General features: G+C 69.5%; 22 protein-coding genes and 2 tRNA genes. 10 read left to right on the top strand and 14 right to left on the bottom strand.

The features are described 5' to 3' along the window. Positions 1–35: 35 nt before the first annotated feature. The 5 genes from ACFFIO_RS01420 to ACFFIO_RS01400 are packed head-to-tail and all read right to left on the bottom strand — an operon-like array spanning position 36 to position 4,505. Complete coding sequence (locus ACFFIO_RS01420; RefSeq protein ID WP_378039898.1) at positions 36–275, bottom strand: MoaD/ThiS family protein; 240 nt, start codon at positions 273–275, stop codon at positions 36–38. Continuing rightward, positions 275–1,441: an NTP transferase domain-containing protein gene (locus ACFFIO_RS01415; RefSeq protein ID WP_378039897.1), complete on the bottom strand. Its 1,167-nt coding sequence runs from the start codon at positions 1,439–1,441 to the stop codon at positions 275–277. The genes ACFFIO_RS01420 and ACFFIO_RS01415 overlap by 1 nt, the downstream gene beginning before the upstream one ends. Further along, entirely contained in the window at positions 1,434–2,015 is a 582-nt protein-coding gene (gene moaC / locus ACFFIO_RS01410; protein ID WP_378039896.1) for a cyclic pyranopterin monophosphate synthase MoaC, read from the bottom strand. The genes ACFFIO_RS01415 and moaC overlap by 8 nt, the downstream gene beginning before the upstream one ends. Then, entirely contained in the window at positions 2,015–3,343 is a 1,329-nt protein-coding gene (locus ACFFIO_RS01405; RefSeq protein WP_378039895.1) for a molybdopterin molybdotransferase MoeA, read from the bottom strand. Before ACFFIO_RS01405 ends, moaC begins: the two co-directional genes overlap by 1 nt. Then, a complete protein-coding gene (locus ACFFIO_RS01400; protein ID WP_378039894.1) occupies positions 3,336–4,505 on the bottom strand; it encodes a ThiF family adenylyltransferase in 1,170 nt (389 codons plus the stop codon). Before ACFFIO_RS01400 ends, ACFFIO_RS01405 begins: the two co-directional genes overlap by 8 nt. Before the next feature lie 139 nt (positions 4,506–4,644). Here ACFFIO_RS01400 and fdhD point away from each other — a divergent pair, with 139 nt between their 5' ends. Then, the gene (gene fdhD / locus ACFFIO_RS01395; protein WP_378039893.1) at positions 4,645–5,508 is read left to right on the top strand and encodes a formate dehydrogenase accessory sulfurtransferase FdhD; all 864 of its coding nucleotides are present in this window, start codon (positions 4,645–4,647) and stop codon (positions 5,506–5,508) included. 83 nt (positions 5,509–5,591) lie between these two features. On the opposite strand, the gene pepN is transcribed toward fdhD, so the two are convergent. Continuing rightward, positions 5,592–8,207, bottom strand: a complete 2,616-nt coding sequence (pepN, locus tag ACFFIO_RS01390) for an aminopeptidase N (RefSeq protein ID WP_378039892.1) — start codon at positions 8,205–8,207, stop codon at positions 5,592–5,594. Between the two features lie 249 nt (positions 8,208–8,456). On the opposite strand from pepN, the gene ACFFIO_RS01385 reads away from it, so the two are divergent. Together ACFFIO_RS01385 and ACFFIO_RS01380 are read left to right on the top strand one after the other, a co-directional pair. Next, a complete protein-coding gene (locus ACFFIO_RS01385) occupies positions 8,457–8,930 on the top strand; it encodes a ribose-5-phosphate isomerase (protein WP_378039891.1) in 474 nt (157 codons plus the stop codon). Between the two features lie 14 nt (positions 8,931–8,944). After that, a complete protein-coding gene (locus tag ACFFIO_RS01380) occupies positions 8,945–9,922 on the top strand; it encodes an Fpg/Nei family DNA glycosylase (RefSeq protein WP_378039890.1) in 978 nt (325 codons plus the stop codon). A gap of 78 nt (positions 9,923–10,000) precedes the next feature. On the opposite strand, the gene ACFFIO_RS01375 is transcribed toward ACFFIO_RS01380, so the two are convergent. Then, positions 10,001–10,972 (bottom strand): helix-turn-helix transcriptional regulator, encoded by a 972-nt coding sequence (locus ACFFIO_RS01375; RefSeq protein WP_378039889.1) that lies wholly within the window; start codon positions 10,970–10,972, stop codon positions 10,001–10,003. Between the two features lie 83 nt (positions 10,973–11,055). On the opposite strand from ACFFIO_RS01375, the gene ACFFIO_RS01370 reads away from it, so the two are divergent. Next, positions 11,056–12,096: an SDR family oxidoreductase gene (locus ACFFIO_RS01370; protein WP_378039888.1), complete on the top strand. Its 1,041-nt coding sequence runs from the start codon at positions 11,056–11,058 to the stop codon at positions 12,094–12,096. A gap of 52 nt (positions 12,097–12,148) precedes the next feature. On the opposite strand, the gene ACFFIO_RS01365 is transcribed toward ACFFIO_RS01370, so the two are convergent. The 3 genes from ACFFIO_RS01365 to ACFFIO_RS01355 form a co-directional block, all read right to left on the bottom strand. Beyond that, positions 12,149–12,805, bottom strand: a complete 657-nt coding sequence (locus ACFFIO_RS01365; RefSeq protein ID WP_378039887.1) for an SRPBCC domain-containing protein — start codon at positions 12,803–12,805, stop codon at positions 12,149–12,151. A gap of 1 nt (position 12,806) precedes the next feature. After that, entirely contained in the window at positions 12,807–13,208 is a 402-nt protein-coding gene (locus tag ACFFIO_RS01360) for an ArsR/SmtB family transcription factor (RefSeq protein WP_378039886.1), read from the bottom strand. Positions 13,209–13,312: 104 nt separating this feature from the next. Next, positions 13,313–13,386 (bottom strand) — tRNA-Gly (locus ACFFIO_RS01355). A gap of 208 nt (positions 13,387–13,594) precedes the next feature. Between ACFFIO_RS01355 and ACFFIO_RS01350 the strand changes: the two genes are divergently transcribed. The 6 genes from ACFFIO_RS01350 to ACFFIO_RS01325 all read left to right on the top strand — a co-directional run bounded on the left by ACFFIO_RS01350 (position 13,595) and on the right by ACFFIO_RS01325 (position 19,412). Continuing rightward, positions 13,595–13,668 (top strand) — tRNA-Pro (locus ACFFIO_RS01350). 107 nt (positions 13,669–13,775) lie between these two features. Beyond that, complete coding sequence (tig, locus tag ACFFIO_RS01345) at positions 13,776–15,518, top strand: trigger factor (RefSeq protein WP_378039885.1); 1,743 nt, start codon at positions 13,776–13,778, stop codon at positions 15,516–15,518. 316 nt (positions 15,519–15,834) lie between these two features. Beyond that, positions 15,835–16,434, top strand: coding sequence for an ATP-dependent Clp protease proteolytic subunit (locus tag ACFFIO_RS01340; protein WP_366218849.1), 600 nt, complete (start codon positions 15,835–15,837; stop codon positions 16,432–16,434). Between the two features lie 66 nt (positions 16,435–16,500). Next, the gene (locus ACFFIO_RS01335; protein ID WP_378039884.1) at positions 16,501–17,169 is read left to right on the top strand and encodes an ATP-dependent Clp protease proteolytic subunit; all 669 of its coding nucleotides are present in this window, start codon (positions 16,501–16,503) and stop codon (positions 17,167–17,169) included. A 219-nt stretch (positions 17,170–17,388) separates the two neighbouring features. Then, positions 17,389–18,702 carry an ATP-dependent Clp protease ATP-binding subunit ClpX gene (gene clpX, locus ACFFIO_RS01330; protein WP_378039883.1) on the top strand — a complete coding sequence of 438 codons (1,314 nt, stop codon included), beginning with the start codon at positions 17,389–17,391 and terminating at the stop codon, positions 18,700–18,702. A 62-nt stretch (positions 18,703–18,764) separates the two neighbouring features. Continuing rightward, positions 18,765–19,412, top strand: a complete 648-nt coding sequence (locus tag ACFFIO_RS01325; RefSeq protein ID WP_378039882.1) for a mycothiol-dependent nitroreductase Rv2466c family protein — start codon at positions 18,765–18,767, stop codon at positions 19,410–19,412. Positions 19,413–19,488: 76 nt separating this feature from the next. Here the strand turns inward: ACFFIO_RS01325 and ACFFIO_RS01320 are convergent, their stop codons facing one another. Genes ACFFIO_RS01320 through ACFFIO_RS01305 form a run of 4 tightly spaced genes read right to left on the bottom strand, consistent with a single transcriptional unit; the run spans position 19,489 to position 21,763 of the window. Further along, a complete protein-coding gene (locus ACFFIO_RS01320; RefSeq protein WP_378039881.1) occupies positions 19,489–19,827 on the bottom strand; it encodes a DoxX family protein in 339 nt (112 codons plus the stop codon). Positions 19,828–19,882: 55 nt separating this feature from the next. Next, positions 19,883–20,326, bottom strand: coding sequence for an ATP-binding protein (locus ACFFIO_RS01315; protein WP_378039880.1), 444 nt, complete (start codon positions 20,324–20,326; stop codon positions 19,883–19,885). Further along, on the bottom strand, positions 20,319–20,651 hold the full coding sequence (locus tag ACFFIO_RS01310; protein ID WP_378039879.1) for an STAS domain-containing protein: 333 nt from the start codon (positions 20,649–20,651) through the stop codon (positions 20,319–20,321). Before ACFFIO_RS01310 ends, ACFFIO_RS01315 begins: the two co-directional genes overlap by 8 nt. Continuing rightward, positions 20,651–21,763, bottom strand: a complete 1,113-nt coding sequence (locus ACFFIO_RS01305) for a SpoIIE family protein phosphatase (protein WP_378039878.1) — start codon at positions 21,761–21,763, stop codon at positions 20,651–20,653. The genes ACFFIO_RS01310 and ACFFIO_RS01305 overlap by 1 nt, the downstream gene beginning before the upstream one ends. Positions 21,764–21,837: the final 74 nt, after the last annotated feature.

Genomic DNA, 21,837 nt, shown 5'->3' with positions numbered 1-21,837 from the left:
AGACGGGGTCGTGCCGACGGCCCGTCTGCTGGCTGCTAGCCGCCGGCGAAGGGCGGCAGGACGTCCACGAGGGAGTCCGCCTGGACCGGGTGGTCGTCCTCGGCCGCGCGCACGCCGTCCACCATCAGGGAGCAACGGGAGACGACCTGCTCGGCGCTGGCCCCGTGGCCGGCCACCAGGAGCCGGCGCAGTTCGCCCGCGGTGGCGGCCTCGAGGGTGAGTTCGGAGGCGCCCAGGATGTCAGCGGCTCCCGCGAAGAGACGGATCCGGGCCATCAGCCCTCACCCCCTGCCGGGTGATAGCCGAGGGCCAGATCCTGGATTCGAGCCGAGAGTCGGTCCACCAGGCCGGCGATCTCCTCCGGTGTTCGCTCCTGACCGGCCAGCTGCAGCCCGGTTGCGACGCCGATCAGGTAGGTCGAGGTCGGGGCCCCGGGACGCAGGACCCCGTGGGCCACATCTCGGGCCACGTCCAGCAGGGGACCGGGGAGCACGATGGAGGCCGGCAGGCCCAGTTCCCCGGCGACGGCGTCCAGCCAGTCAGCCAGTCCGGGAATGTCCTGCTGGCTACCGCGGCGCGTGCCGGCCGGGACCTCGCCGGCGCGGGGTTCAGTCGAGTGGGGTTCGGTGGTGCTGTTCTCAGGCACGGGTGCTCCTGGTGGTGTCGTGGCGGATCCTGCCGGGTGGGGCCGGTGGCGTTCCAGATCCTCGGGGGTGTCCATATCGTCCCAGAGACCGGGGCGGCCTGCCGGTTCGGGAACCTCGAGCAGGTCCAGGCCGGTAACCCGCTCCCGCACGCGGGTGACGCGGGTGCCACCGTCCGTGGTGGCAGGTGCCGCGTGCCGGCGCAGGGCCGGAAGCCGGAAGACGGCGGTGAGGTGCTGGCGGCGACCGGTGGAGTCCACGGCGACGACGCCGTCGGGGCCGCCGTCGTCCAGGGAGCCGTCCATAGAGCCGCCGGGGATTCGATCCACGGCCCCGTCCAGGACTCCAGCCCGGGTGCGGTCGGAGGCCCGGACGAGCTCACGGGCGGCCGCCACCGGATTGGCCAGGTCGCAGGGCAGCACCAGGACGCGGTCTGCCTCGGGGGCGGTCAGGGCGGCCAGTGCGGCGTCCAGGGCCGCGACCGGGCCGGACCGCGGTGGGTCCTCACGCACGAACCGGACGACCGGGGAGTCCAGGATGGAGCGTTGAATGGATCGTTGTGGGGCCGCCGGTCCCGTAGGGGGAGACGCCGGCAGAGCCTGCACCGTGGGCGCAGCAGTCACCGGCCGGTCACCGGCCACGACGACGGTGGTGGCACCGGCCGACAGCGCGGCCTGGACGGTGCGCTCGAGCAGAGTGAGCCCGTCGGCGGGATCCACGACGATCGAGCCCTTGTCCCGGCCCATGCGAGTGGACGCTCCTCCCGCCAGGACGATCGCCGCCAGCGCCTCAGCCACGGTCGACCGGTGCCTCCGGTGCCTCCGGGGCTTCCGGCGCTGCCGGGTGCTCCGCGTCGTCACGGCGCCACGTGCCGGAGCGGCCGCCGGTCTTCTCCAGCAGCCGGACCCCGGTCAGCTCGACGGCCCGGTCCAGGCCCTTGACCATGTCCACCATGGCCAGCCCGGCTACGGAGGCGGCGGTCATGGCCTCCATCTCCACCCCGGTCCGGTCGGCGGTCCGGGTGGTGGCGATGATGCGGATGCGATCGGGGCCGACCTCGAAGTCCACCGTGGCGCCATGGACACCGATCACATGGGCGAGCGGCAGCAGCTCGGCGCACTTCTTGGCGCCCTGGATGCCGGCGATCCGGGCCACGGCCCAGACGTCACCCTTGGGTACGGTGCCCCCGGTCAGGGCCTCGAGGACCTCCGGGGCCACGAGCACGGTGGCCTCGGCGGTGGCGCTGCGGATCGTCGGTGTCTTGGCCGTGACATCGACCATGCGGGCCGAGCCGTCACCGGCGAGGTGGGTGAAGCCGTCGGCTCCGGCGGCGCCGAAAGCGGTGGGTTGGACGGCAGGGGATTCGGTCATCAGGCCTCCAGGGCTCGGTAGAGGACGGTGTCTCCGGCGGACACCGCGTCGGTGGTGGCGGGCACGCGGGCCAGTCCGGTGGCGCGGGCCATCCGGCCGGCCAGATGGGATCCGGAGCCACGCTCGGTGGCCTGGGCGATCCGGAGCGGTTCCCCGGGGGCGGAGACCACCCGTGCCGGCACGAACTGCTCCCGCCCGGGCGGTGAACGCCAGCCCTCCTCCGTGATCACCGGGTGCCAGGGGGCCACGGGGGCATCGCGGCCCTGCATGGCCAGCAGCCCCGGCTCCACGAACAGCAGGTAGGAGACCCACGCACTGACCGGGTTGCCCGGCAGCGACCACACGGCCCGCCCGTCCGGCAGCAAGCCGAAGCCCTGGGGCTTGCCCGGCTGGACCGCGACCCGGTCGAAGCGCACGGTGGGATCCTCGGGGGCCGGGGCGCCGCCGTCGGGCGCGGGCGGCACCGTTCCGCCCGGTGAGCCTGGCGCCAGGACGAGGCGGGCGACGTCATGGGCCCCCACGCTGGCCCCTCCGGTGAGGATCACGGCGTCGGAGGCGCCTTGGGTGGACTGCAGCACAGTCTGCAGTTCAGCGGGGTCGTCGGAGACGCGGCCCCGGTGCACCACCAGCCCGCCGCCGGCCTCCACCAGGGATGCCAGCAGGAGGCTGTTGGAATCGGGGATCTGGCCGCGGCGGACCGATTCGCCGGGGGCCACCAACTCTGAACCGGTGCTGACGACCACGACCCGCGGCCGGCGACGGACCCGCACCTCGGCAATACCGGCGGCGGCGAGCGCGGACAGCCGGTGCGGTGTCAACGGCCGGCCGGCGGGGGAGACGAGTTCGCCGGCGCGCACGTCCTCCCCGCGGCGCCGCAGATGGCGTCCCGCCACGGCGGGGTGGTGGAGCTCCACGTGTACGGGGGTCTCGGTGCCGGCGGTGGGCGCGGCCGGGTCCCAGCCCACGGCATCCTCCAGGGGCACGACGGCGTCCGCGTCCGTGGGCATCGGTGCGCCGGTCATGATGCGGGCCGCCTGGCCGGGGGCCAGCGCCGGATCGGCCTCCGTGCCGGCGGGCAGTTCCGCGATGAGGTCCAGGCGGACCGGTGCCTGCGCGGAGGCTCGCGTGGTGTCCTCCGACCGGACGGCGTATCCGTCCATGGCGGAGTTGTCCCACGGGGGCAGGTCCAGGGTGGCGTTGGCGTCGGCCGCCAGGGTGAGCCCGGCGGCCTCGGCCAGGGGCAGGGTGTCTGCGGGCAGGAGGGGGGCCAGGGTGAGGACCCGGTGCTGGTGGTCCTCGACGGTGCTGCGGTAGCGCGCCTCAGCCACGGTGGTCTCCTGGGGGCTCGATGGTCGCTGAGGGAAGTCCGCCGTCCAGGTACCCCTGGACGGGCCAGCCGAGGCGCGCCAGGTGACGGGCCGCCGTCGCGCTCCGGGGGCCGGCCGCGCAGAAAGGCAGCAGCGTCGCTCCGTCCGGCGGCCCGACCATGCCACCGGGTCCCAGGGCAGCCTGGACGGGCGCCAGCGGGTGCTCGGGAGGCAGCGGCAGCTCCGGGCCGTGGCGCAGACGCAGGAGCCGGTCGAGGGGCAGCTCTACCGTGCCGGGCGGGCCGGGGCGCTCGCGGGATTCCTCCGGCCTCCGGACGTCGAGCCAGACGGCCGCCGGATCCACGTCAGGGCGGTCGATCGGGACCACGCGGGCGGTGTCTCCGGCTGACGCGGCGGTCGGCGTCGACCGGGCGGACGGCGTGAGGGGGATGTCCGTGGTGGTGCCGGAGAGCCCGTCGATCAGCATCATCCGCCCCAACAGCGGCGTGCCGGTGCCGAGGATGAGCTTGATCGCCTCCAGGGCCATCAGGGAGCCGGTGATCCCGACGACGGCGCCCAGGACCCCGGCCTCGGCGCACCCGGGTGCGGCATGGGTGGCGGCATTGTCCGGGAAGACATCGGTGAGGACGACGGCGGGAAGGTGGGAGGCCACGGGAGGATCGGACCAGAAGACGGTGACCTGGGCGCTCCATTGCATCAGGGCTCCGAAGACCACCGGCGTGCCGAGGGCGGTGGCGGCCCGGTGGACGATGAATCGGGTCGTGAAGGAGTCGCTGCCGTCCATGATCAGGTCGACGCCGGCGAGCAGGTCCGCCGCGTTGGCGTCCGTCAGGCGGACGGTGTGCGGGATGACCGTGGTCTCGGGGGAGAGGCGCCGGGCCGCGGACACCGCACCGTCGGTCTTGAGTCCGCCGAGGGTGTCCACGCCGTGCAGGGTCTGGCGGTTGAGGTTGCTCAGTTCCACCTGGTCGTCGTCGATGACGTGCAGGGTGCCGATGCCGGCGGCCGCGAGGTAGCTGATGACGGGCGAGCCGAGGCCTCCGGCGCCGACGACGGCGATGGAGGCCTGTGACAGGAGTTCCTGTCCGGAATCGCCGATCTGGGGCAGGGTCCGTTGGCGGAGCGTCCGTTCTGCGGTGTGCGCGGGGCGGTCCTGGGGCATGGGGCCAGCCTAGTCCGCGGCGTCCCCGCCAGTCCGCGGCGCACTCATTCACCGCGTTTTCCGTCGACTTCGTGGGGGTGTTGGGCGTCGCGACCCACCCGAAGTCGACTGAAAGCGGGCCGGGGGCGAAGATGGAGGCATGGCACGAAGTGAATCGCGGGTCCGCGTGGTCAGGGTCAAAGCCGGGGAGCGTGACGCCCGGGCGGACGTGCTGGCGGCCGAGGAGCCCCTGGAGATCCGGGTGAACGGCCGGCGGCTGGCGGTGACGATGCGCACGCCCACGGAGGACTTCTCCCTGGCCGTCGGCTTCCTGCTGAGCGAGGGGCTGATCGGGGCCGCCGGCGAGGTGCATTCCGTCCGGTACTGCGGCCGCGACTTCGGCCCGGGGGCGGAGGAGACCGACAACACCGTGGACGTGGTCCTGCGGCCCGGGGTCCAGGCCCCGGCGCCGGAGATGGAACGCCAGGTGCTCATGTCCAGCGCCTGCGGCCTGTGCGGGCGGACCAGCATCGAGAACGTCCGTACCCAGTCGCGGTTCCCCGTCGACGGCGACCCGATGCAGGTCACCGAGTCCTTCGTCCTGCAGATGCCCGAGGTGCTGCGCGAGCGGCAGAAGGTCTTCGACCGCACCGGCGGGTTGCACGCCGCCGGCCTGTTCAACACCGCCACGGGCGAGCTGGTGGCGGTGCGTGAGGACGTGGGCCGCCACAACGCCGTGGACAAGGTCCTCGGCTGGGCCCTGCTGGAAGGAATGCTGCCCCTCTCCGGGCATGCCCTGATGGTCTCCGGCCGGGCCTCCTTCGAGCTCACCCAGAAGGCCATGATGGCCGGGGTGCCGATGCTCGCCTCCGTCTCCGCGCCGTCGTCGTTGGCGGTGGACCTGGCCCGGGAGGCCGGGATGACGCTGGCCGGCTTCGTCCGCGGTGACCGCTTCGTCATCTACGCGGGGGAGCAGCGGATCGTGGCCGACGGTGAAGCTGTTCCGGCGGTCGAACCCCGGTAAGCCGACGCTGGGCGGGCCATCCCCACCGGTGGGGATGTCCCGCACAGCGTCGGCGAGAGGCGACCGACCGGGGCGCGGGGCGGCTACCGCGCAGCGTCCGCTTGGCGCGCGGCCAGGGCGCGGACCATCTCGTCGCGGGACTCGGCCACCGTGCGGGACAGGGCGGCCTGCGTGCCCCGCGAGCGCTCCACCAGGGCGTTCGCGGCGTCAATGGTCTCCTGGGAGACCTGGGCACCCGGGAACAGCCCGATCGCCGCGGATTCCGCCATCTCGTGCGAACGCGAGGCCCACAGCTCCTCCACACCCGCAAAGAACTCGGCGGCGAACGGGGCCAACAGGGCCGGATCGTGCACGCGGTTGAAGCCGAGCAGCACGTTGCGCTGGGTCATGTTGGACAGTTCTCCGCTCACCACCTGGTCCCACGCCGTGCGCTTGGCCACGGTGGTGGGCACCGCGGCGCGAGCCTGTGAGGCCGCCAGGGCACCGGTGGCGGTGGCATCGGCGGCCTCCGCGGCAGCGATCTCCGCCTCGCCGGCGCGGCCCCCGGCCACGAGCCCGGTGAGCATCTCCCACTTCAGGTCCGTGTTCAGGTCCAGCCCGTCCAGTGACTCGGTGCCGGCCTGCAGGGCGGCCAGCGTGTCCAGCTGCCGCTCCGAGCGGGCCGCCGCCGCGAACGCCTTGGTGAACTGGAGTTGCTTGTCCGAGCCCGCCTCCGCTTTCCGGGCCAGGTCCAGCAGGCGGTCCGCAGCGGATTCACGCAGCTGTACGGCGTGCTTGGGCGCGGCGTACTGGGTCAGCGTGGTGGCCAGCTGGCGCAGCAGGGTCTGCACCACGGATGAGTCGCGTTCGTGGCCGATATTGGTCAGCACCAGGTCCGTGAACCACCCCGCCGTGGCCTCGGCGTCACGGACGGTGTCCCACGCCGCACCCCACAGCAAGGTACGGGGCAGGGACTCCGCCACATCCTTCAGGTGGGTGGCCACGAAGGCCCAGGAGGCGTCGTCCAGGCGGATCTTGGCGTAGGCCAGGTCGTCGTCGTTGGGCAGGATCAGGTCCGGGCGCCGCTGGCCGGCGGCCTCCATGACCTCGGTGACCTCGCCCGCCACATCGAGTTCGAACCGGTGGGTGCGCACCAGCCGTCCGGAGCCATCCGCGGAGTAGAAGCCCACGGCCATGCGGTGCGGACGCAGCACGTCGTCCCCGGGCTGGTGGTCTCCCGGCGCTGACTGGCGCAGGCGCAGGGAGGTGATGGCGCCGGCGTCGGGAGTTCCGCCGTCAGTGGTGCCGGAGCCGGACGCCCCGGCGGTCTCGACCTCCACGGACAGGGTGTTCACCCCGGAGGTCTCCAGCCACAACCGGGTCCACTCGGTCAGGTCGCGGCCGGAGGAGGCTTCGAGCTCACGCATCAGGTCCGGCAGCTCGGTGTTGGACCAGGCGTGCTTGCCGAAGTACGCGCGGACGCCGGCCATGAAGTTCTCCTGGCCCACCCAGGCCACGAGCTGGCGCAGCACGGAGGCGCCCTTGGCGTAGGTGATGCCGTCGAAGTTGACCAGGACGTCGTCCAGATCCCGGATCTCGGCCTTGATCGGGTGCGTGGTGCTCAACTGGTCCTGCTTGTAGGCCCAGTTCTTCTCCATGGCGGAGAACGTGGTCCAGGCCCCGGTGTAGCGGGTGTTCTCCGCGGCGGAGAGCGTGGACATGAACTCGGCGAAGGACTCGTTGAGCCAGAGGTCGTTCCACCACTTCATGGTCACCAGGTCGCCGAACCACATGTGGGCCAGCTCGTGCAGGATCGTGATGGCGCGGCGCTCCACCATGGCCTCGGTGACGGTGGAGCGGAAGACGTAGTTCTCCAGGAAGGTCACGGCGCCGGCGTTCTCCATGGCCCCGGCGTTGAACTCCGGGACGAAGAGCTGGTCGTACTTGGCGAAGGGGTAGGGGGTGCCGAACTGGGCCTCATAGAACTCGAAGCCCTGGCGGGTCAGCTCGAAGATGTTCTCGGCATCCAGGTACTCGAACAGCGAGGCGCGGCAGTAGGCGCCCAGCGGGATGGTCCGGCCGTCCGAACTGGTCAGCTCCGAATGGGTGGACCGGTAGGGACCGGCGATCAGCGCGGTGATGTAGGAGGAGATCCGCGGGGTGGGCTCGAAGGCCCACGTGGAGACCCCTTCCCGCGCGCCCCCGGCGGGGGCCGGCTGTGGGGTGGGGGAGTTGGAGACCACGGCCCAGTGATCGGGGGCGGTGATGGTGAAGGCGAATGTGGCCTTCAGATCCGGCTGCTCGAAGACCGAGAACATGCGGCGGGAGTCCGGGACCTCGAACTGCGAGTACAGGTACGTCTCCCCGTCCACCGGATCCACGAAGCGGTGCAGGCCCTCACCGGTGTTCATGTAGTCGGCCAACCCGTCCACCACCAGCACGTTCTCGGCCGCCAGCGGCCCGATGGCGATGCGGGTGCCGTCGAAGGCCTCCGCCGGCAGGACCTCTCCGTTGAGGGTGACGGTCGGCGCCTCGGTGGAGACGAAGTCGATGAACGTGCTGGTGCCTACGGCCGCCTCCGCCGCGGAGAAGGTGACGGTGGTCGCCGAGCGGAAGTGGTCGCCGTCGAGCGTGAGGTCCAGGTCGACCTCGTAGGAGGCGACTCTCAGGGCTGCGGCACGCTCGGCGGCCTCGGTGCGGGTGATGTTCAGAGTGGGCACGTGGCCTCCGGTCGATCGGGAACGGACAGTGACGATGGCGGTGCGGATGCCATCGGGCGGACAGGACCAGCAGGCACCCCGGTGTGAAGCGATTGCTGGATAACTGGTCCAGGGAGTATTGTGCCACCGGACACATCCCTGCGGGTAGGGGAACCGCCCCGGTAGGCTGGTCGCTGGTCCCGACCGTATCCCACCGCATCGCCACGGCCGGACGAGAACCCGCCAGATGCCGACAGCAGGAGCAGACCCATGCGCGTGCACATCGCCACCGACCACGCCGGCCTCGAGCTGAGCGCCCACCTCATCGAGCACCTGACGGCCGCCGGATACGAGATGGTCGACCACGGACCCCAGTCCTATGACCCGCAGGACGACTATCCGGCGTTCTGCATCAACGCGGCCGCCGCCGTGGTGGTGGACCAGCAGTCCGGGGTGGAGGCGCTCGGGATCGTCCTGGGCGGTTCCGGCAACGGCGAGCAGATCGCCGCCAACAAGGTCCGCGGCATCCGCGCCGCCCTGGCCTGGAACCTGGACACCGCCCGGCTCGCCCGTGAGCACAACGACGCCAACGTCATCGCCGTCGGCGGCCGGCAGCACTCCCTCGAGGAGGCCACCGCCATCATCGAGGCCTTCCTGGCGGAGCCCTTCTCCGGCGACGAGCGCCACGTGCGCCGCATCGGCAAGATCGCGCACTACGAGCAGACCCGCGAGATCGTCAGCTGACGGTGGCCTGACCCATGCCCGAGGGCCATTCGATCCACCGCCTCGCCCGGCAGTTCTCCGACGTCTTCGCCGGTGAGCGCCTGCGGGTGAGCTCCCCGCAGGGCCGCTTCGCCGCCGGCGCCCGTCTGATCGACGGGGCCACGCTGACGGCGGCGCGGGCCCACGGCAAACACCTGTTCCTCGACTTCGGCCATTACACCGGCACCGCTCTCGTCCTCCGCGTCCACCTCGGTCTCTACGGCGCCTGGAGCTTCGGCGGCGATGAGACGTTCCGCGGGGCCTCCAGCATCGGCGCACCCCGCAGGATGGGAGAGACGGACACCTTTGACGTTCCGGCGGCGCCCGCAGACACGGCAGCAGACACGGCACCGCACACCCCAGGGCACGACGCCGGCGCCGCACCCGCGTACGCCGGCCCGCCGGCCCCGGTGGGCCAGGTCCGCGTCCGGCTGGTCTCCGCCCACGGTTGGGCGGATCTGCGCGGCCCGAGCGCGTGCGAGGTGATCACGCCGCCCGAGGCGGCCGCCGTCGTCGACCGCCTCGGACCGGACCCCCTGGCGCCCGGCACCGGGCCGGAGGAGTTCCTGCGGCGCGTGTCCGCCCGCGGGGTGGCGCTTGGGCAGCTGCTCATGGACCAGAACGTGCTGGCCGGCGTGGGAAACATCTACCGTGCCGAGTCCCTGTTCCGGCAGCGGATCGACCCGTACCGGCCGGGACGGGCGCTGGGGCGGGAGGCCGGCGTGGCTCTCTGGGAGGATCTCGTGGCCCTGATGAACGACGGCGTCCGGGACGGCAAGATCATCACCACACGCCCCGAGCACCGCAGGTCGAAAAATGAGCACGGGCACGTGGCTCCGGTGTGGCCGGACAACGCGTACTACGTGTACCAGCGGGACGGGATGGACTGCCGGGTCTGCGGGTCCACGGTCCGACTGGCCGAGATGCAGGCGCGGAAGCTCTTCTGGTGCCCGGGCTGTCAGCTCACGGGGTGAAGGACGGCGTGATCCATGGGGCGACTGACGGGGTGGAGGTCGGCGATACCCGGTGATCGAGAGAAGTCCCGGTGATGATCACCGGGAATTTTCAGGATCGTCGGGACTGGGGGAACGGTTCCGGGCGACCAGCTCTGCGCCGCGGCGGTACAACGCCTCTCGCACGGCCGCAGGCTCTTGCACCTCGATGCCCGGAACCTGCAAAAGCTGTGCCACGGTGATGTCCTGGTGCTCCATGAACAGGTCCAGCTCCAGCCGGTCACCTTCGTCTTGGCGCACGGAATCCAGCGCCGCGTCGATGCCCGGCCCCGGGACCGCCTCCCGCAGGGCATCGAGAGACGCCAGCGGGACGGACAGGCGGACCGGAAGGGTCTGGACGGACGCCTCGAAGGCCGTTCGACTGGCCTCCCAGTAGGTCGAGAGGGAGAAATCGTCTGGCCGCCACGCCGCCTCTGGCTGGATCTCGGCGGCGACAATGCGCGAGAGGCGATAGGTCCGCATCCGGCGACGATGTGCCGCCACGAGGTACCAGACGTCCGTCTTGAGGACGAGGCCGAGCGGGTCGACCAAGCGGGACCCCCGGCTGTGGTCGATTCTCAATCGCCGACCAGACCACACTGCCTGGGAGACCACCGGCAGGGACGCGGGCCGCTCCGGTTCGGCGAACCACCGCTCATGGTCGATGAGGAATCGCTCGTTGACGGAGTTGACGCCCGGATCCTGGGCCGTCCTGGTGCCCAGCATCTTCAGCCGGGCGGTCTCGAAGTGCGGGTGCAGACCGAGATCGCGGGATCCGGCCTCGCCCATCAGCAGCGCCTGAAGCTCGGACGCCGTCATCCCGGTGACGGGTGAGGACCACCCCTCCACCAAGCCAACCCCGCCGGCGGGACCCGTGCGGGTCCACACCGGGACGCCAAGCTCGTGCAGTGCCGTCAGATCCCGTTGGATGGTGCGGGTGGAGACCCCGTGGTGGTCGGCGAGCTGCCGGACGGACGTCTGCTGACGGCGTGACAGATCCATCATGATCGCCAACAACCGGGTGGTGCGCATGAGGCACGCTAACCGATTGACGACATGGGTTGTCATGAATAGGCGGAACCATGGTGAGTACAGGATCGAACACGAGAACCGGAATGGACAGAGTCATGGCGATGAAACCAGCCGAACCAACGGACGAAACAGGTCCGGCAGCACCAGCCGAACGAACGGGAGCAACGGAGTCGGCAGGGCAACGCCCTCGGGCCTTGGAGGGAAGGATCGCCCTGGTGGCGGGGGCCACCCGCGGTGCCGGCCGGGCCATCGCCCGGGAACTGGGCCGGGCCGGGGCGGTCGTCTACTGCACGGGCCGGTCCACGGCTGGCCAACCCTCGGACTATGGGCGGCCAGAAACGGTCGAGGAGACCGCCGGCCTGATCCGGGCCGAGGGCGGGACGGCCCATGCCGTGGTCGTGGACCACCTCGACGTGAGCGCCGTCCGTGAGCTCGTGGCGCGGATCGACCGGGAACAGGGTCGACTGGACATCCTCATCAACGACATCGGAGGAGAGGCCTACGTGGAGTTCGGCATCCCATTGTGGGAGTACGACCTCGACGACGGCATGCGGCTCTTCGACGCAGGCTTCCGCACCCATCTGCTGACCAGCCACGCCGCCTTGGGCCTGCTGATCCGCCACCCCGGGGGCCTGGTGGTGGAGACGACCGACGGGACCCGGGACTACAACCAGGGCCACTTCCGGGAGACCGTGTTCCTGGACCTCGCGAAGACCGCTGTCGACCGGCTGGCCTTCGCCGAGGGGCACGAGCTGAAGGCACACGGGGGTACGGCGGTCTCCGTCTCAGCCGGATGGTTGCGCTCGGAGATGATGCTGGATGCCTTCGGCGTCACCGAGCAGACCTGGCGCGAGACGGCGGAAGCCAACCGCGGGAAGACCGACGTGGTCCCGCCCTACGAGTTCGTGATCTCGGAGACCCCCGCCCTGCTCGCCCGCGGCATCGTGGAGCTGGCGGCCGATCCGCAGCGGGATCAGTGGAACACCCGGTCCGTCAGTTCCTTCGAACTGGCCCGGCACTACGGCGTGACCGACGTGGACGGCTCCCGGCCGGACGCCTGGGGGTTCATCGCCGCCATGGACACGACGCCGTCTGCGGACCTGGCCGTGGAGGACTACCGGTGAGCCGGGGGCAGGGTTGGGCCGCCCCGAGGCTGGGCAGCCCCGGGGCGCCGGATCAGGCGTCCGACCCGGTATAGAAGCCATAGGTGGCGTCCGCAGCGCGGGCGGCCACCGTGGGGTCCGCGCCGGCGGCCACGTGGGCGGCAGCCCAGCCGTCAGCGGCTCCGCGATAGAAACGCTTGCCCTCCTCGGTGACGGCCCAGGCCTCGGCCTCCTGGGGCGAGAGAGAGCCTTCGATGGCCCCGAGGTGCAATCCCAGGCCCATCAGGCCGCCGTCCCAGCCCACCCCGGTGGCGCCGGGGCCGTAGGTGTCCCACATCCCCTCCGGGAGGTCTGCAGCGTGAGCGACGTGTTCGAGGATGAATCGCGTCCAGTCACCCTCGGTGGCCAGCCGCACGGTCACCCAGGAGACGCCTCCTCCGAACTCCCAGGTGATCCGGTAGCTTGCCGTGCCGTCCGTGGGAGGGGCGCATTCCAGCACGGTGCCGCCGGCATTGCCCTCGAGCTGGTACTGGCCGCCGAGGCCGAGGTCACCGCTGACCGGCAGGAACCAGCGGGCGATGCGATCGGCCGTGGTGACCGCCTCCCAGACGTCCTCGAGCCCTGCCGGGTAGGTCTGCTCAAGCGTCTGGACGTGTGAGGGTTCGCCGTCCCGGTCCTCGAGTGCGAGGCCGCGCGTGACAGCAGAGAGTTGATTCTGGATATCGACCATGTCATGACTCCTGGTGGGATGGATGGTGGTGTTCGGTGACGTCTGCGGTGATCTCCGCTGCTGCACGCTCCGCTGCCAGCCTCCGATGGCGCTTGCCCCGGGCCAGTTCGGTCCCCAAAGCATCCAGCCTTGGCCGCCAGAACTGCTCGAACGGACTGAGCCAGTCGCTGGCCTCCCGGGGCCCCTGGGGGTCCACCGCATAGAGCCGGCGCGTGCCCTCGGGCCGCACGGTGGCGAAGCCGTGATCACGAAGGACTTTCAGTTGCTGCGAGACCGCAGGCTGGCTGATCCCGAATTCGGCCTGCACCTGGGTGCCGACCTCCCCGGCGCTGAGTTCGCCCCCGGCCAGCATCTCGAGGATGCGGCGCCGGACGGGATCACCCAGGACATCGAGAGCGTGCATGGATCCATGCTTTCATCGAGTCTTATATAAGGCAAAGCTTAATCAGTGACGTTCAGGTCTTAAACACGAAGGCCCCGGATGGATCCGGGGCCTTCGTGTTGCGGTGGAGGGGATGACGGGAATCGAACCCGCGTAGCCAGTTTGGAAGACTGGGGCTCTACCATTGAGCTACATCCCCACGGCGTCGGCCGGGATGGATGATCCCGCAAGGGCCATCAGCCGAACGCAGCGAAGTTGATCCTACCAAGCAGTCCGTGTGAGCAGCAAAACAGGCCCACATCGGCGCGGCGCAGAGGTTCAGCCCGGGCTTGAATGTCGCAGAAATGCGGAGTCTGGCGCCGTCATGCGTACACTGGTCTCTGGCCAGAAACGGCCAGGGCCGTCTGCGGGGTGTAGCTCAGCTTGGTAGAGCGCGCGCTTTGGGAGCGTGAGGCCGCAGGTTCAAATCCTGTCACCCCGACGTCATGGTCGCCCCGCTTGCCGGGGCGGCCTGATTCACCGGATGCCCGACGGCCGGGCCCATCCGCGCCATATAGACGAGACGATCAATCCACACAGGAGTCCCACGTGGTCAAGAGCACCGCAGAAAACCTCAGCCCGACCCGGGTCAAGCTGGACGTCGAGGTCCCCTTCGAGGACCTCAAGCCGCGCCTGGACCAGGCCTACAAGACGGTGGCGAACCAGATCCAGGTCCCCGGCTTCCGCAAGGGCAAGGTTCCTGCGCGCCTCATCGACCAGCGGGTCGGCCGTGGCTACGTGGTGGAGACGGCCGTCAACGAGGGCCTGAACGACTACTACCAGGAAGCCCTGGCCCAGACCGAGACCACCCCGATGGCCCGTCCCGAGGTCGAGGTCACCTCCATGCCCGGCGTTGACGGCGAGGCCGAGGGCCCGCTGAAGTTCAGCGTCGAGGTGGACATCCGTCCCGAGGTCGAGCTGCCCGACTACAAGGGGCTCAAGGTCACCGTCGAGCCGGCCGCCGCGTCCGAGGAGGACGAGCAGAAGGCCCTCGACGAGCTGCGTTCCCGCTTCGGCACCCTCAAGGCCGTGGAGCGCCCCGCCGCCCAGGACGACTTCGTCACCATCACCCTGACCGCCACGGTCGGGGACGAGCAGGTCGACCACGCCGAGGACCTGTCCTACCAGGTCGGTGCCGGCACCATGCTCGACGGCATGGACGAGGCCCTCGAGGGCCTGTCCGCCGGCGAAGACGCGGTCTTCGAGACCGTCCTGGCCGGTGGCGACCACTCCGGTGAGAAGGCCACCGTCAAGGTCATCCTCGGTGGCGTCAAGGAGCGCGAGCTGCCCGAGGCCGACGACGACTTCGCCCAGCTGGCCTCCGAGTTCGACACCATCGACGAGCTCAAGGCCGACCTGAAGGAGAAGGCCGCCGAGGGCGCCGTCACCGGTCAGGGCATCGAGGCCCGTGACAAGGTGCTCGAGGAGCTCGTGAAGCTCGTCGAGGTGCCGGTCCCGGACTCCGTGGTCAACGAGCAGATCGAACAGCACTTCTCCCAGCAGGGTCACTCCGAGGGCGACGAGCACGACACCCCGGAGCACCGCGCCGAGGTCGAGTCGAACGCCCGCGAGGCCTTCCGCAACGAGATCATCCTCGACAAGGTCGCCGACGCCGAAGAGGTCGGCGTGGACCAGGGCGAGCTGATCGAATACATCATCTCCACCTCCCAGCAGTACGGCATGGACCCGAACCAGTTCGCCCAGATGCTGGACCAGGCCGGCCAGGTGCCGATGATCATGGGTGAGGTCCGCCGCCGCAAGGCCCTCGCCAAGGTCCTCGAGTACGCTCTGGTCACCGATACCGCCGGGAACACCGTGGACCTGACCGCCTTCGTCACCCCGGGTGGCGAAGACAGCGCTGCCTCGGACGACTCCGCAGATTCTGCCGACTCCGCTGATTCGGCTGACTCTGCAGATTCTGCTGATTCCGCCCCGTCAGCCGATTCCCCGGCCGAGGCGGAGAAGACCCCCGCGAAGAAGGCTCCCGCCAAGAAGGCTCCGGCCAAGACCGCCGCCGCCAAGAAGGCCGAGGCCGAGGGCGCGGCGGGCTCCGAGGAGGCTCCGGCCAAGAAGGCTCCGGCGAAGAAGGCTCCGGCCAAGACCGCTGCGAAGACGGCCACCACCAAGGCTCCGGCCAAGACCGCCGCCGCCAAGAAGGCCGAGGCCGAGGGCGAGGAGAAGGCCCCGGCCAAGAAGGCTCCGGCGAAGAAGGCTCCGGCCAAGACCGCCGCAGCCAAGACCGCTGCCGCCAAGAAGACCGCCGAGGACACGGCCGCAGACACGGCCGAGTGATCGCCGAACCGCCGTCCGCCCGCCGGAACTGATCCCCACCGGATCGGCGGGAGCGGGAGGCGAACGCCCGGGCCGACCATGCACCATGCGTGGTCGGCCCGGGCGTTTTGGCGTCCGGATCAGGGAGGCGGCCGCCGTCGTCGGCCATCCACGCCAACAGCGAACAGCCGGGTCAGGAGGGCCCGGGCGGCGCCGTTGGACAGTAGTCTCGATCCAAGACCAATGCCGGACGTGTACCACCAGGTGCCGTCGTCGCATGTGAAGTCCATCTGAAGGAAGGCAGGGCGCCATGTCCGCATCGTCCACTGCTCCCCGTATGGCGTCGGTTGATCCGGCGGCCCGCGAGGACTACATCTACAACCGTCTGCTCAAGGAACGCATCATCTGGCTGGGTTCCGAGGTGAGGGATGACAATGCCAACGTGATCTGCTCCCAATTGCTCCTGCTCTCCGCCGAGGACCCGGAGAAGGACATCTACCTGTACATCAACTCCCCGGGCGGTTCCGTCACTGCCGGCATGGCGATCTACGACACGATGAAGTACATCCCGAACGACGTGGTCACCGTCGCGACCGGCTTGGCCGCTTCCATGGGACAGTTCCTCTTGTCATCAGGCACGCCGGGCAAGCGCTACGCCACCCCCCACGCCCGCATCCTGATGCACCAGCCCTCTGGCGGCATCGGCGGCACCGAGTCGGACATCCGCATCCAGGCGCAGCTGATCCTGCACATGAAGCAGGTCATGGCCGAGTTGACCGCGGAGCAGACCGGCCAGACCGTGGACACCATCCTGAAGGACAACGAGCGGGACAAGTGGTTCACCGCCACGGAGGGCCTGGAATACGGGTTCTTCGACCGCATCGCCGAACGTGCCGGCTCCGTGTCCGGCGGCGGCGGCGTGGACAGCAACGCCTGATCCGGCCCCGGCCGCCCAGACACGTCCACACGACCGACCAGACCCTTTGCCCAGGAGAGACCAGACATGAACCAGTTCCCCGTCGGAATGCCTTCCGGTGCCGGTCAGCCGGCTCCGAGCAGCCGCTACGTCCTGCCCCAGTTCGAGGAGCGCACGCCCTACGGCTTCAAGCGCAACGATCCCTACGCCAAGCTGTTCGAGGACCGCATCGTGTTCCTCGGCTCGCAGGTGGATGACGTCTCCGCGGATGACATCATGGCCCAGCTGCTTGTGCTGGAGTCCATGGATTCGGAGCGGGACATCACCCTGTACATCAACTCCCCGGGTGGCTCGTTCACCGCGATGACCGCGATCTACGACACCATGCAGTTCGTGCGTCCCGAGATCCAGACCGTGTGCCTCGGCCAGGCTGCCTCGGCGGCGGCGGTGTTGTTGGCCGCCGGGGCGCCGGGCAAGCGCCTGGCCCTGCCGAACGCCCGAGTGCTGATCCACCAGCCGTCCATGGGCGGGGACCAGGGCACCGCCACGGACCTGCAGATCCACGCCGAGGAGCTGCTCCGGATCCGCACCTGGATGGAGGAGACACTCGCCCTGCACACCAACAAGTCGGCCGAGCAGATCCGCCAGGACATCGACCGGGACAAGTTCCTCTCGGCCGAGGGCGCCAAGGACTACGGCCTGGTGGACGAGGTCCTCGAGTCCCGCAAGATCACCCGTCCGCAGCTCTCCAACTGATCCGGTCCGGCTGGCGGACCTGCGACCGTGTGAGCGGTGGCAGGGACCGCCGGGGACCAGGGATCGCCCGACGGCGGCCCGCACCTGGACATGCTCCGTCACGTCCGGTGTGGGCCGCCGTTGCAATCCACCGTCCTAACGCGTCCACCCCCTAAGCTGTAATGGCAGTACCCCGGGCAGCTTCGTCTGGAGGCCCGACCCAATCGAGGAGATTCCCGCATGGCCCGCATCGGTGAAAGCGCCGACCTGCTCAAGTGCTCATTCTGTGGAAAGAGCCAGAAGCAGGTCCGGAAACTGATCGCCGGACCCGGCGTCTACATCTGCGACGAGTGCATCGAGCTGTGCAACGAGATCATCGAGGAGGAACTCTCCGAGGTCGCGGAGACCGCCGAGGTTGAGTTGCCCAAGCCCCGGGAGATCTACGACTTCCTCGAGGAGTACGTGATCGGCCAACCCGATGCCAAGCGGTCCCTCGCCGTCGCCGTGTACAACCACTACAAGCGCATCCGCTCCGGGCAGCAGTCCACGCAGGCCAAGAGCGACTCGTTCGCCGACCGCTCGGCCGAGGAAGCCGACGAGCTGGCGGACGTGGAGGTCGGCAAGTCCAACATCCTGCTCGTGGGCCCCACCGGATCCGGCAAGACCTACCTCGCCCAGACCCTGGCCAAGAAGCTCAACGTGCCGTTCGCCGTGGCGGATGCCACCTCGTTGACGGAGGCAGGCTATGTCGGCGAGGACGTCGAGAACATCCTGCTCAAGCTCATCCAGGCCGCCGACTACGACGTCAAGAAAGCCGAGCAGGGCATCATCTACATCGACGAGATCGACAAGATCTCCCGCAAGTCCGAGAACCCCTCCATCACCCGGGACGTCTCGGGCGAGGGCGTCCAGCAGGCCCTGCTGAAGATCCTGGAGGGCACCACGGCCGCCGTCCCGCCACAGGGTGGCCGCAAGCACCCGCACCAGGAGTTCCTGCAGATCGACACGTCGAACGTGCTGTTCATCGTGGCCGGGGCCTTCGCCGGCCTGGACGAGATCATCTCCTCACGTGCGGGTTCCAAGGGAATCGGGTTTGGCGCACCGATCAACACCATCGGCAAGCGGGACGTGTCCTACTCGGACGTCCGCCCGGAGGACCTGCTGAAGTTCGGCCTGATCCCCGAGTTCATCGGCCGGCTGCCCGTGATCACCACGGTGGACAACCTGGACCACGAACAGCTCGTCAACATCCTGACCAAGCCCCGGAACGCCCTGGTGAAGCAGTACCAGAAGATGTTCCTCATGGACGGCGTCGAGCTGCAGTTCGAGGATGAGGCCTTGGACGCGGTGGTCGAGCAGGCCGAGGAGCGGGGGACCGGCGCCCGTGGGCTGCGCTCCATCCTGGAGGAAGTCCTCAAGCCGGTCATGTTCGACCTGCCTTCCCGCGATGACATCGCCACCGTGGTCATCACCGGTGACGTGGTCCGCGAGGGGACCGAGCCCACGCTGATCTCCCGTGAGGTGCAGCGCAAGCGGCGCACCAAGTCGGCCTGAGTCCCACCAGGGCCTCACCGCGGACCATTCCCGAATCACCCATACGCATGCCAGGAGGCACCATGACCGAGACCGCTGACGCCACGAACACCGCCACCGAGGGGGGGACCCAGACTGTCGACTTCTGGTTCGACTCCGTCTGTCCGTTCGCCTGGATCACCTCACGCTGGATGCTGGAAGTCGAGAAGGTCCGCCCGATCAGGGTGAACTGGCACATCATGTCCCTGTCGGTCCTCAACGAGCACCAGGATCTGGACGAGGGCTACCGCTCCATGCTTGACCGGGCATGGCTGCCAGCCCGCGCCGCCACCCAGATCCAGGAGCGCCACGGCAACGAGGCCATCGGCGCCTTCTACACGGCCGTGGGCACCCGCATCCACAACGAGGGACAGAAGGACTTCGAGGCCGCCGTCCGCGGGGCACTGGAGGAGCTGGGTCTGGAGACCGAGGAGATCCTCGCGGCGGCCCGCACGGACGTGCTGGACGAGACGCTGCGGGCCTCCCACGCGGGAGGCATCGAGAAGGTCGGGGATGACGTCGGCACGCCGGTGGTCTCCTTCAACGGCACCGCCTTCTTCGGGCCGGTGATGACCCGCATCCCGCGCGGTGAGGAGGCCGGCCGGATCTTCGATGCGGCCGTGACCCTGGCCGGGTTCCCCTACTTCTACGAGATCAAGCGTTCCCGCACGACCAACCCTCAGTTCGACTGACTGTTCATCCGCTTCGAAGGGCCTGATCCTGGCCTGATTCCGGCCTCAGCCTCTCCGTGGTGTACTGCGGGCGGGTTCAGCGTCCGCGGGCCAGGCGCCCCGCGGCCCGGATCATCGGGATCTGCAGGGGAAGCCGTGCCAGCGTGACGGCCCGGACGGCGGGTGTGGCCTTCCGGGCACGCCACGCGTGATAGAAGTTCCCCGGCCAGACGGCCAGGAAGAGCACCTGAGCGGCCCGGCCACCCACGCCTCGCGTGGCCGGTACGGCCAGCAGCCCGGCGACGGCCAGTTCCGCCACGCCCGAGCCGTAGGTCCAGGCACGGGCCGAGCCCGGCAGGGCGCGGGGGATGAGTCCATCGAAGGCCCGAGGCCGCGCGAAGTGCAGAACGCCCATGCCCGCCAGGGCCGTGGTCATGACTCCAGCTCGCCCGTGGCTCTCTTCACGTTTCATGCCGTTCCGTGCCATGGTTCTACTCCGTCAGGTTCGTCGGGCGGTACAGGCGCCACACGTTCGTGGTGCCGGCGCGTTCGAAATCAAGGCTGACCAGGGCGCGGATCAGGGCCAGCCCCCGGCCCGATTCCGCCAGGGCATCGGCCATGACGTCCTCAAGCGGCACGGTGACCTGCTGCGAGCCCAGCGCCGCCGAGGCGGCACCGAACTCGATGATGGTCGCGCGCAGCTCGGCGGGGGAGGCCGCAAACTCCATTCCCAACTCGACCGGTCCCGGGTCTCCCACGCCGTGTCGGATGGTGTTGCTGACCGTTTCGATGACGGCAGTGTCGAAGGCCATCCGATCCAGGACCGGAACATGGTCGGCCGCCGCCCACAGGTCTTCCAGGTGGTCGTGGACGGTCTCGATAGTCCCTGGTTCCGCCGGAAGACGGTCGGCACAGCGCAGGATCGGCTCAGGCACGGGAGAACGCCGATGCGGAGTCGGGGTAGGGGGTCAGCACGCGGTCCATGCTAGTCAGTTGCAGCACCATCAGCACCTGCGGTGGCACATTGGCGATGCGCAGGTCGCCACCGGCTTGGCGAGCCAGTTTGAGGCAGCCTATGAGGGCGCCCAGGCCCGATGAGTCCATGAACTCCGTGGCGCCGAGGTCCACCACGATCTGCCTCGAGCCCGCACCGATCTCGCTGGAGATCACGTCTTTGAGCTTGGGGGCGGCGACCATGTTCAGGCGGCCCTCGCTCCTCACCTCCGTGTAGGTGTCATGTCTTTCTACGGTGACCTGCATTAGCGGTGGTCCTTTCCTGGGACATCGGGATGACGGTGGACGACGACGGCGGTGACGTCATCGTGTTCGGGATCGTCCTGGGCGAGCCGGGCGAGATGGTCCGCCACGTCCTGGATGCTGCGGTGGGCGAGGACGACCTTCGACATGGCCGCGAAGGTCCCCTCGAGGTCGCCGACGGCATCGAGCACGCCGTCGCTGACGAGGATCAATGACTCCCCGGGGTTCAGGTCGGCCCGCTGGGCCACCCACTGGTCGTCGAACCAGAGGCCCACCGGCGGCCCGCCTGCATCGAGGCGCCTCGCGTTGCCATCAGGGCCCACGATGGCCGCGATTCCATGGCCGGCATCCACGTAGGAGAAGCGGCCGTTGGCAGGATTGAGGCGGACCTTGAAGACCGTGGCATAGGAATCGGAGCTTTCCAGGGCGCCCCCCAGTGACTGGGCGGCGTGGTTGAAGGCCGAGGTCAGTCCCGGCATGTTACCGACGGTCCGGAAGGCAGACCGCACGGCGGCGGCGATCATCGCCGCGCCCATGCCCTTGCCCATGACATCCGCGAGGATCACGTGCAATTGGCCGGAGGAGACATGCCAGTCGTAGAGGTCGCCCCCGACCGCCCGGGACGGGCGGAAGCTCGCCGCCACTTCGTACCCGGGCAGGTCCGGAGAGGAGTCCGGCAGGAGACCACGCTGAACCTCGACGGCGCGTTCCAGTTCCGTCGAGTCCGTCACCAGGTCGCGGGGCCGCCGGAACAAGGCTGCGATGCGGGCCCTCAGCTCCCGGGTGCTGAACGGCTTGCTGAGGTAGTCATCGGCGCCGGCCTCCAGCCCGGCCAGCTTGTCGATCTCCGTTGAGCGCGCGGAGATCATCACCACGTAGGCGTTGGAGTACTCGCGCAACTGGCGGCAGACCTCCAGCCCATCGAGGCCGGGGAGCTGCACGTCCAGGGTGATCAATTCGGGATCAAGGGTGTGGACCAGTTCCACGGCCCGGGTTCCGTTGGGGGCTTCGGATACGGTGAAGCCCTCCCGGTTCAGGGTGTGGACCAGCAGACTGCGGATGTCATCATCGTCCTCGACCACGAGGGCATGACGAGTTGAGGATGGTGGCGCCATGAGAAGACCAACTCCCGTCGGAAGATACGGAGATCGTGCGGGTCAATGACGGGCGTCCTGGGGATAGAACGCGC

The organism is Citricoccus parietis, assembly GCF_042433045.1.
In the GTDB taxonomy this organism is placed as follows: Bacteria; Actinomycetota; Actinomycetes; order Actinomycetales; family Micrococcaceae; genus Citricoccus; species Citricoccus parietis.
The sequence above is the reverse complement of the archived record's forward strand: the minus strand, read 5'-3'. Positions and strand labels throughout refer to the sequence as shown.

Bases quoted from the DNA above. Each gene is read 5' to 3' on its own strand.
- ACFFIO_RS01420 (WP_378039898.1), bottom strand. From the start codon at position 275: ATGGCCCGGATCCGTCTCTTCGCGGGAGCCGCTGACATCCTGGGCGCC.
- moaC (WP_378039896.1), bottom strand. From the start codon at position 2,015: ATGACCGAATCCCCTGCCGTCCAACCCACCGCTTTCGGCGCCGCCGGA.
- ACFFIO_RS01400 (WP_378039894.1), bottom strand. From the start codon at position 4,505: ATGCCCCAGGACCGCCCCGCGCACACCGCAGAACGGACGCTCCGCCAA.
- fdhD (WP_378039893.1), top strand. From the start codon at position 4,645: ATGGCACGAAGTGAATCGCGGGTCCGCGTGGTCAGGGTCAAAGCCGGG.
- ACFFIO_RS01385 (WP_378039891.1), top strand. From the start codon at position 8,457: ATGCGCGTGCACATCGCCACCGACCACGCCGGCCTCGAGCTGAGCGCC.
- ACFFIO_RS01380 (WP_378039890.1), top strand. From the start codon at position 8,945: ATGCCCGAGGGCCATTCGATCCACCGCCTCGCCCGGCAGTTCTCCGAC.
- ACFFIO_RS01375 (WP_378039889.1), bottom strand. From the start codon at position 10,972: ATGCGCACCACCCGGTTGTTGGCGATCATGATGGATCTGTCACGCCGT.
- ACFFIO_RS01370 (WP_378039888.1), top strand. From the start codon at position 11,056: ATGGACAGAGTCATGGCGATGAAACCAGCCGAACCAACGGACGAAACA.
- ACFFIO_RS01365 (WP_378039887.1), bottom strand. From the start codon at position 12,805: ATGGTCGATATCCAGAATCAACTCTCTGCTGTCACGCGCGGCCTCGCA.
- ACFFIO_RS01360 (WP_378039886.1), bottom strand. From the start codon at position 13,208: ATGCACGCTCTCGATGTCCTGGGTGATCCCGTCCGGCGCCGCATCCTC.
- ACFFIO_RS01340 (WP_366218849.1), top strand. From the start codon at position 15,835: ATGGCGTCGGTTGATCCGGCGGCCCGCGAGGACTACATCTACAACCGT.
- ACFFIO_RS01335 (WP_378039884.1), top strand. From the start codon at position 16,501: ATGAACCAGTTCCCCGTCGGAATGCCTTCCGGTGCCGGTCAGCCGGCT.
- clpX (WP_378039883.1), top strand. From the start codon at position 17,389: ATGGCCCGCATCGGTGAAAGCGCCGACCTGCTCAAGTGCTCATTCTGT.
- ACFFIO_RS01325 (WP_378039882.1), top strand. From the start codon at position 18,765: ATGACCGAGACCGCTGACGCCACGAACACCGCCACCGAGGGGGGGACC.
- ACFFIO_RS01320 (WP_378039881.1), bottom strand. From the start codon at position 19,827: ATGACCACGGCCCTGGCGGGCATGGGCGTTCTGCACTTCGCGCGGCCT.
- ACFFIO_RS01310 (WP_378039879.1), bottom strand. From the start codon at position 20,651: ATGCAGGTCACCGTAGAAAGACATGACACCTACACGGAGGTGAGGAGC.
- ACFFIO_RS01305 (WP_378039878.1), bottom strand. From the start codon at position 21,763: ATGGCGCCACCATCCTCAACTCGTCATGCCCTCGTGGTCGAGGACGAT.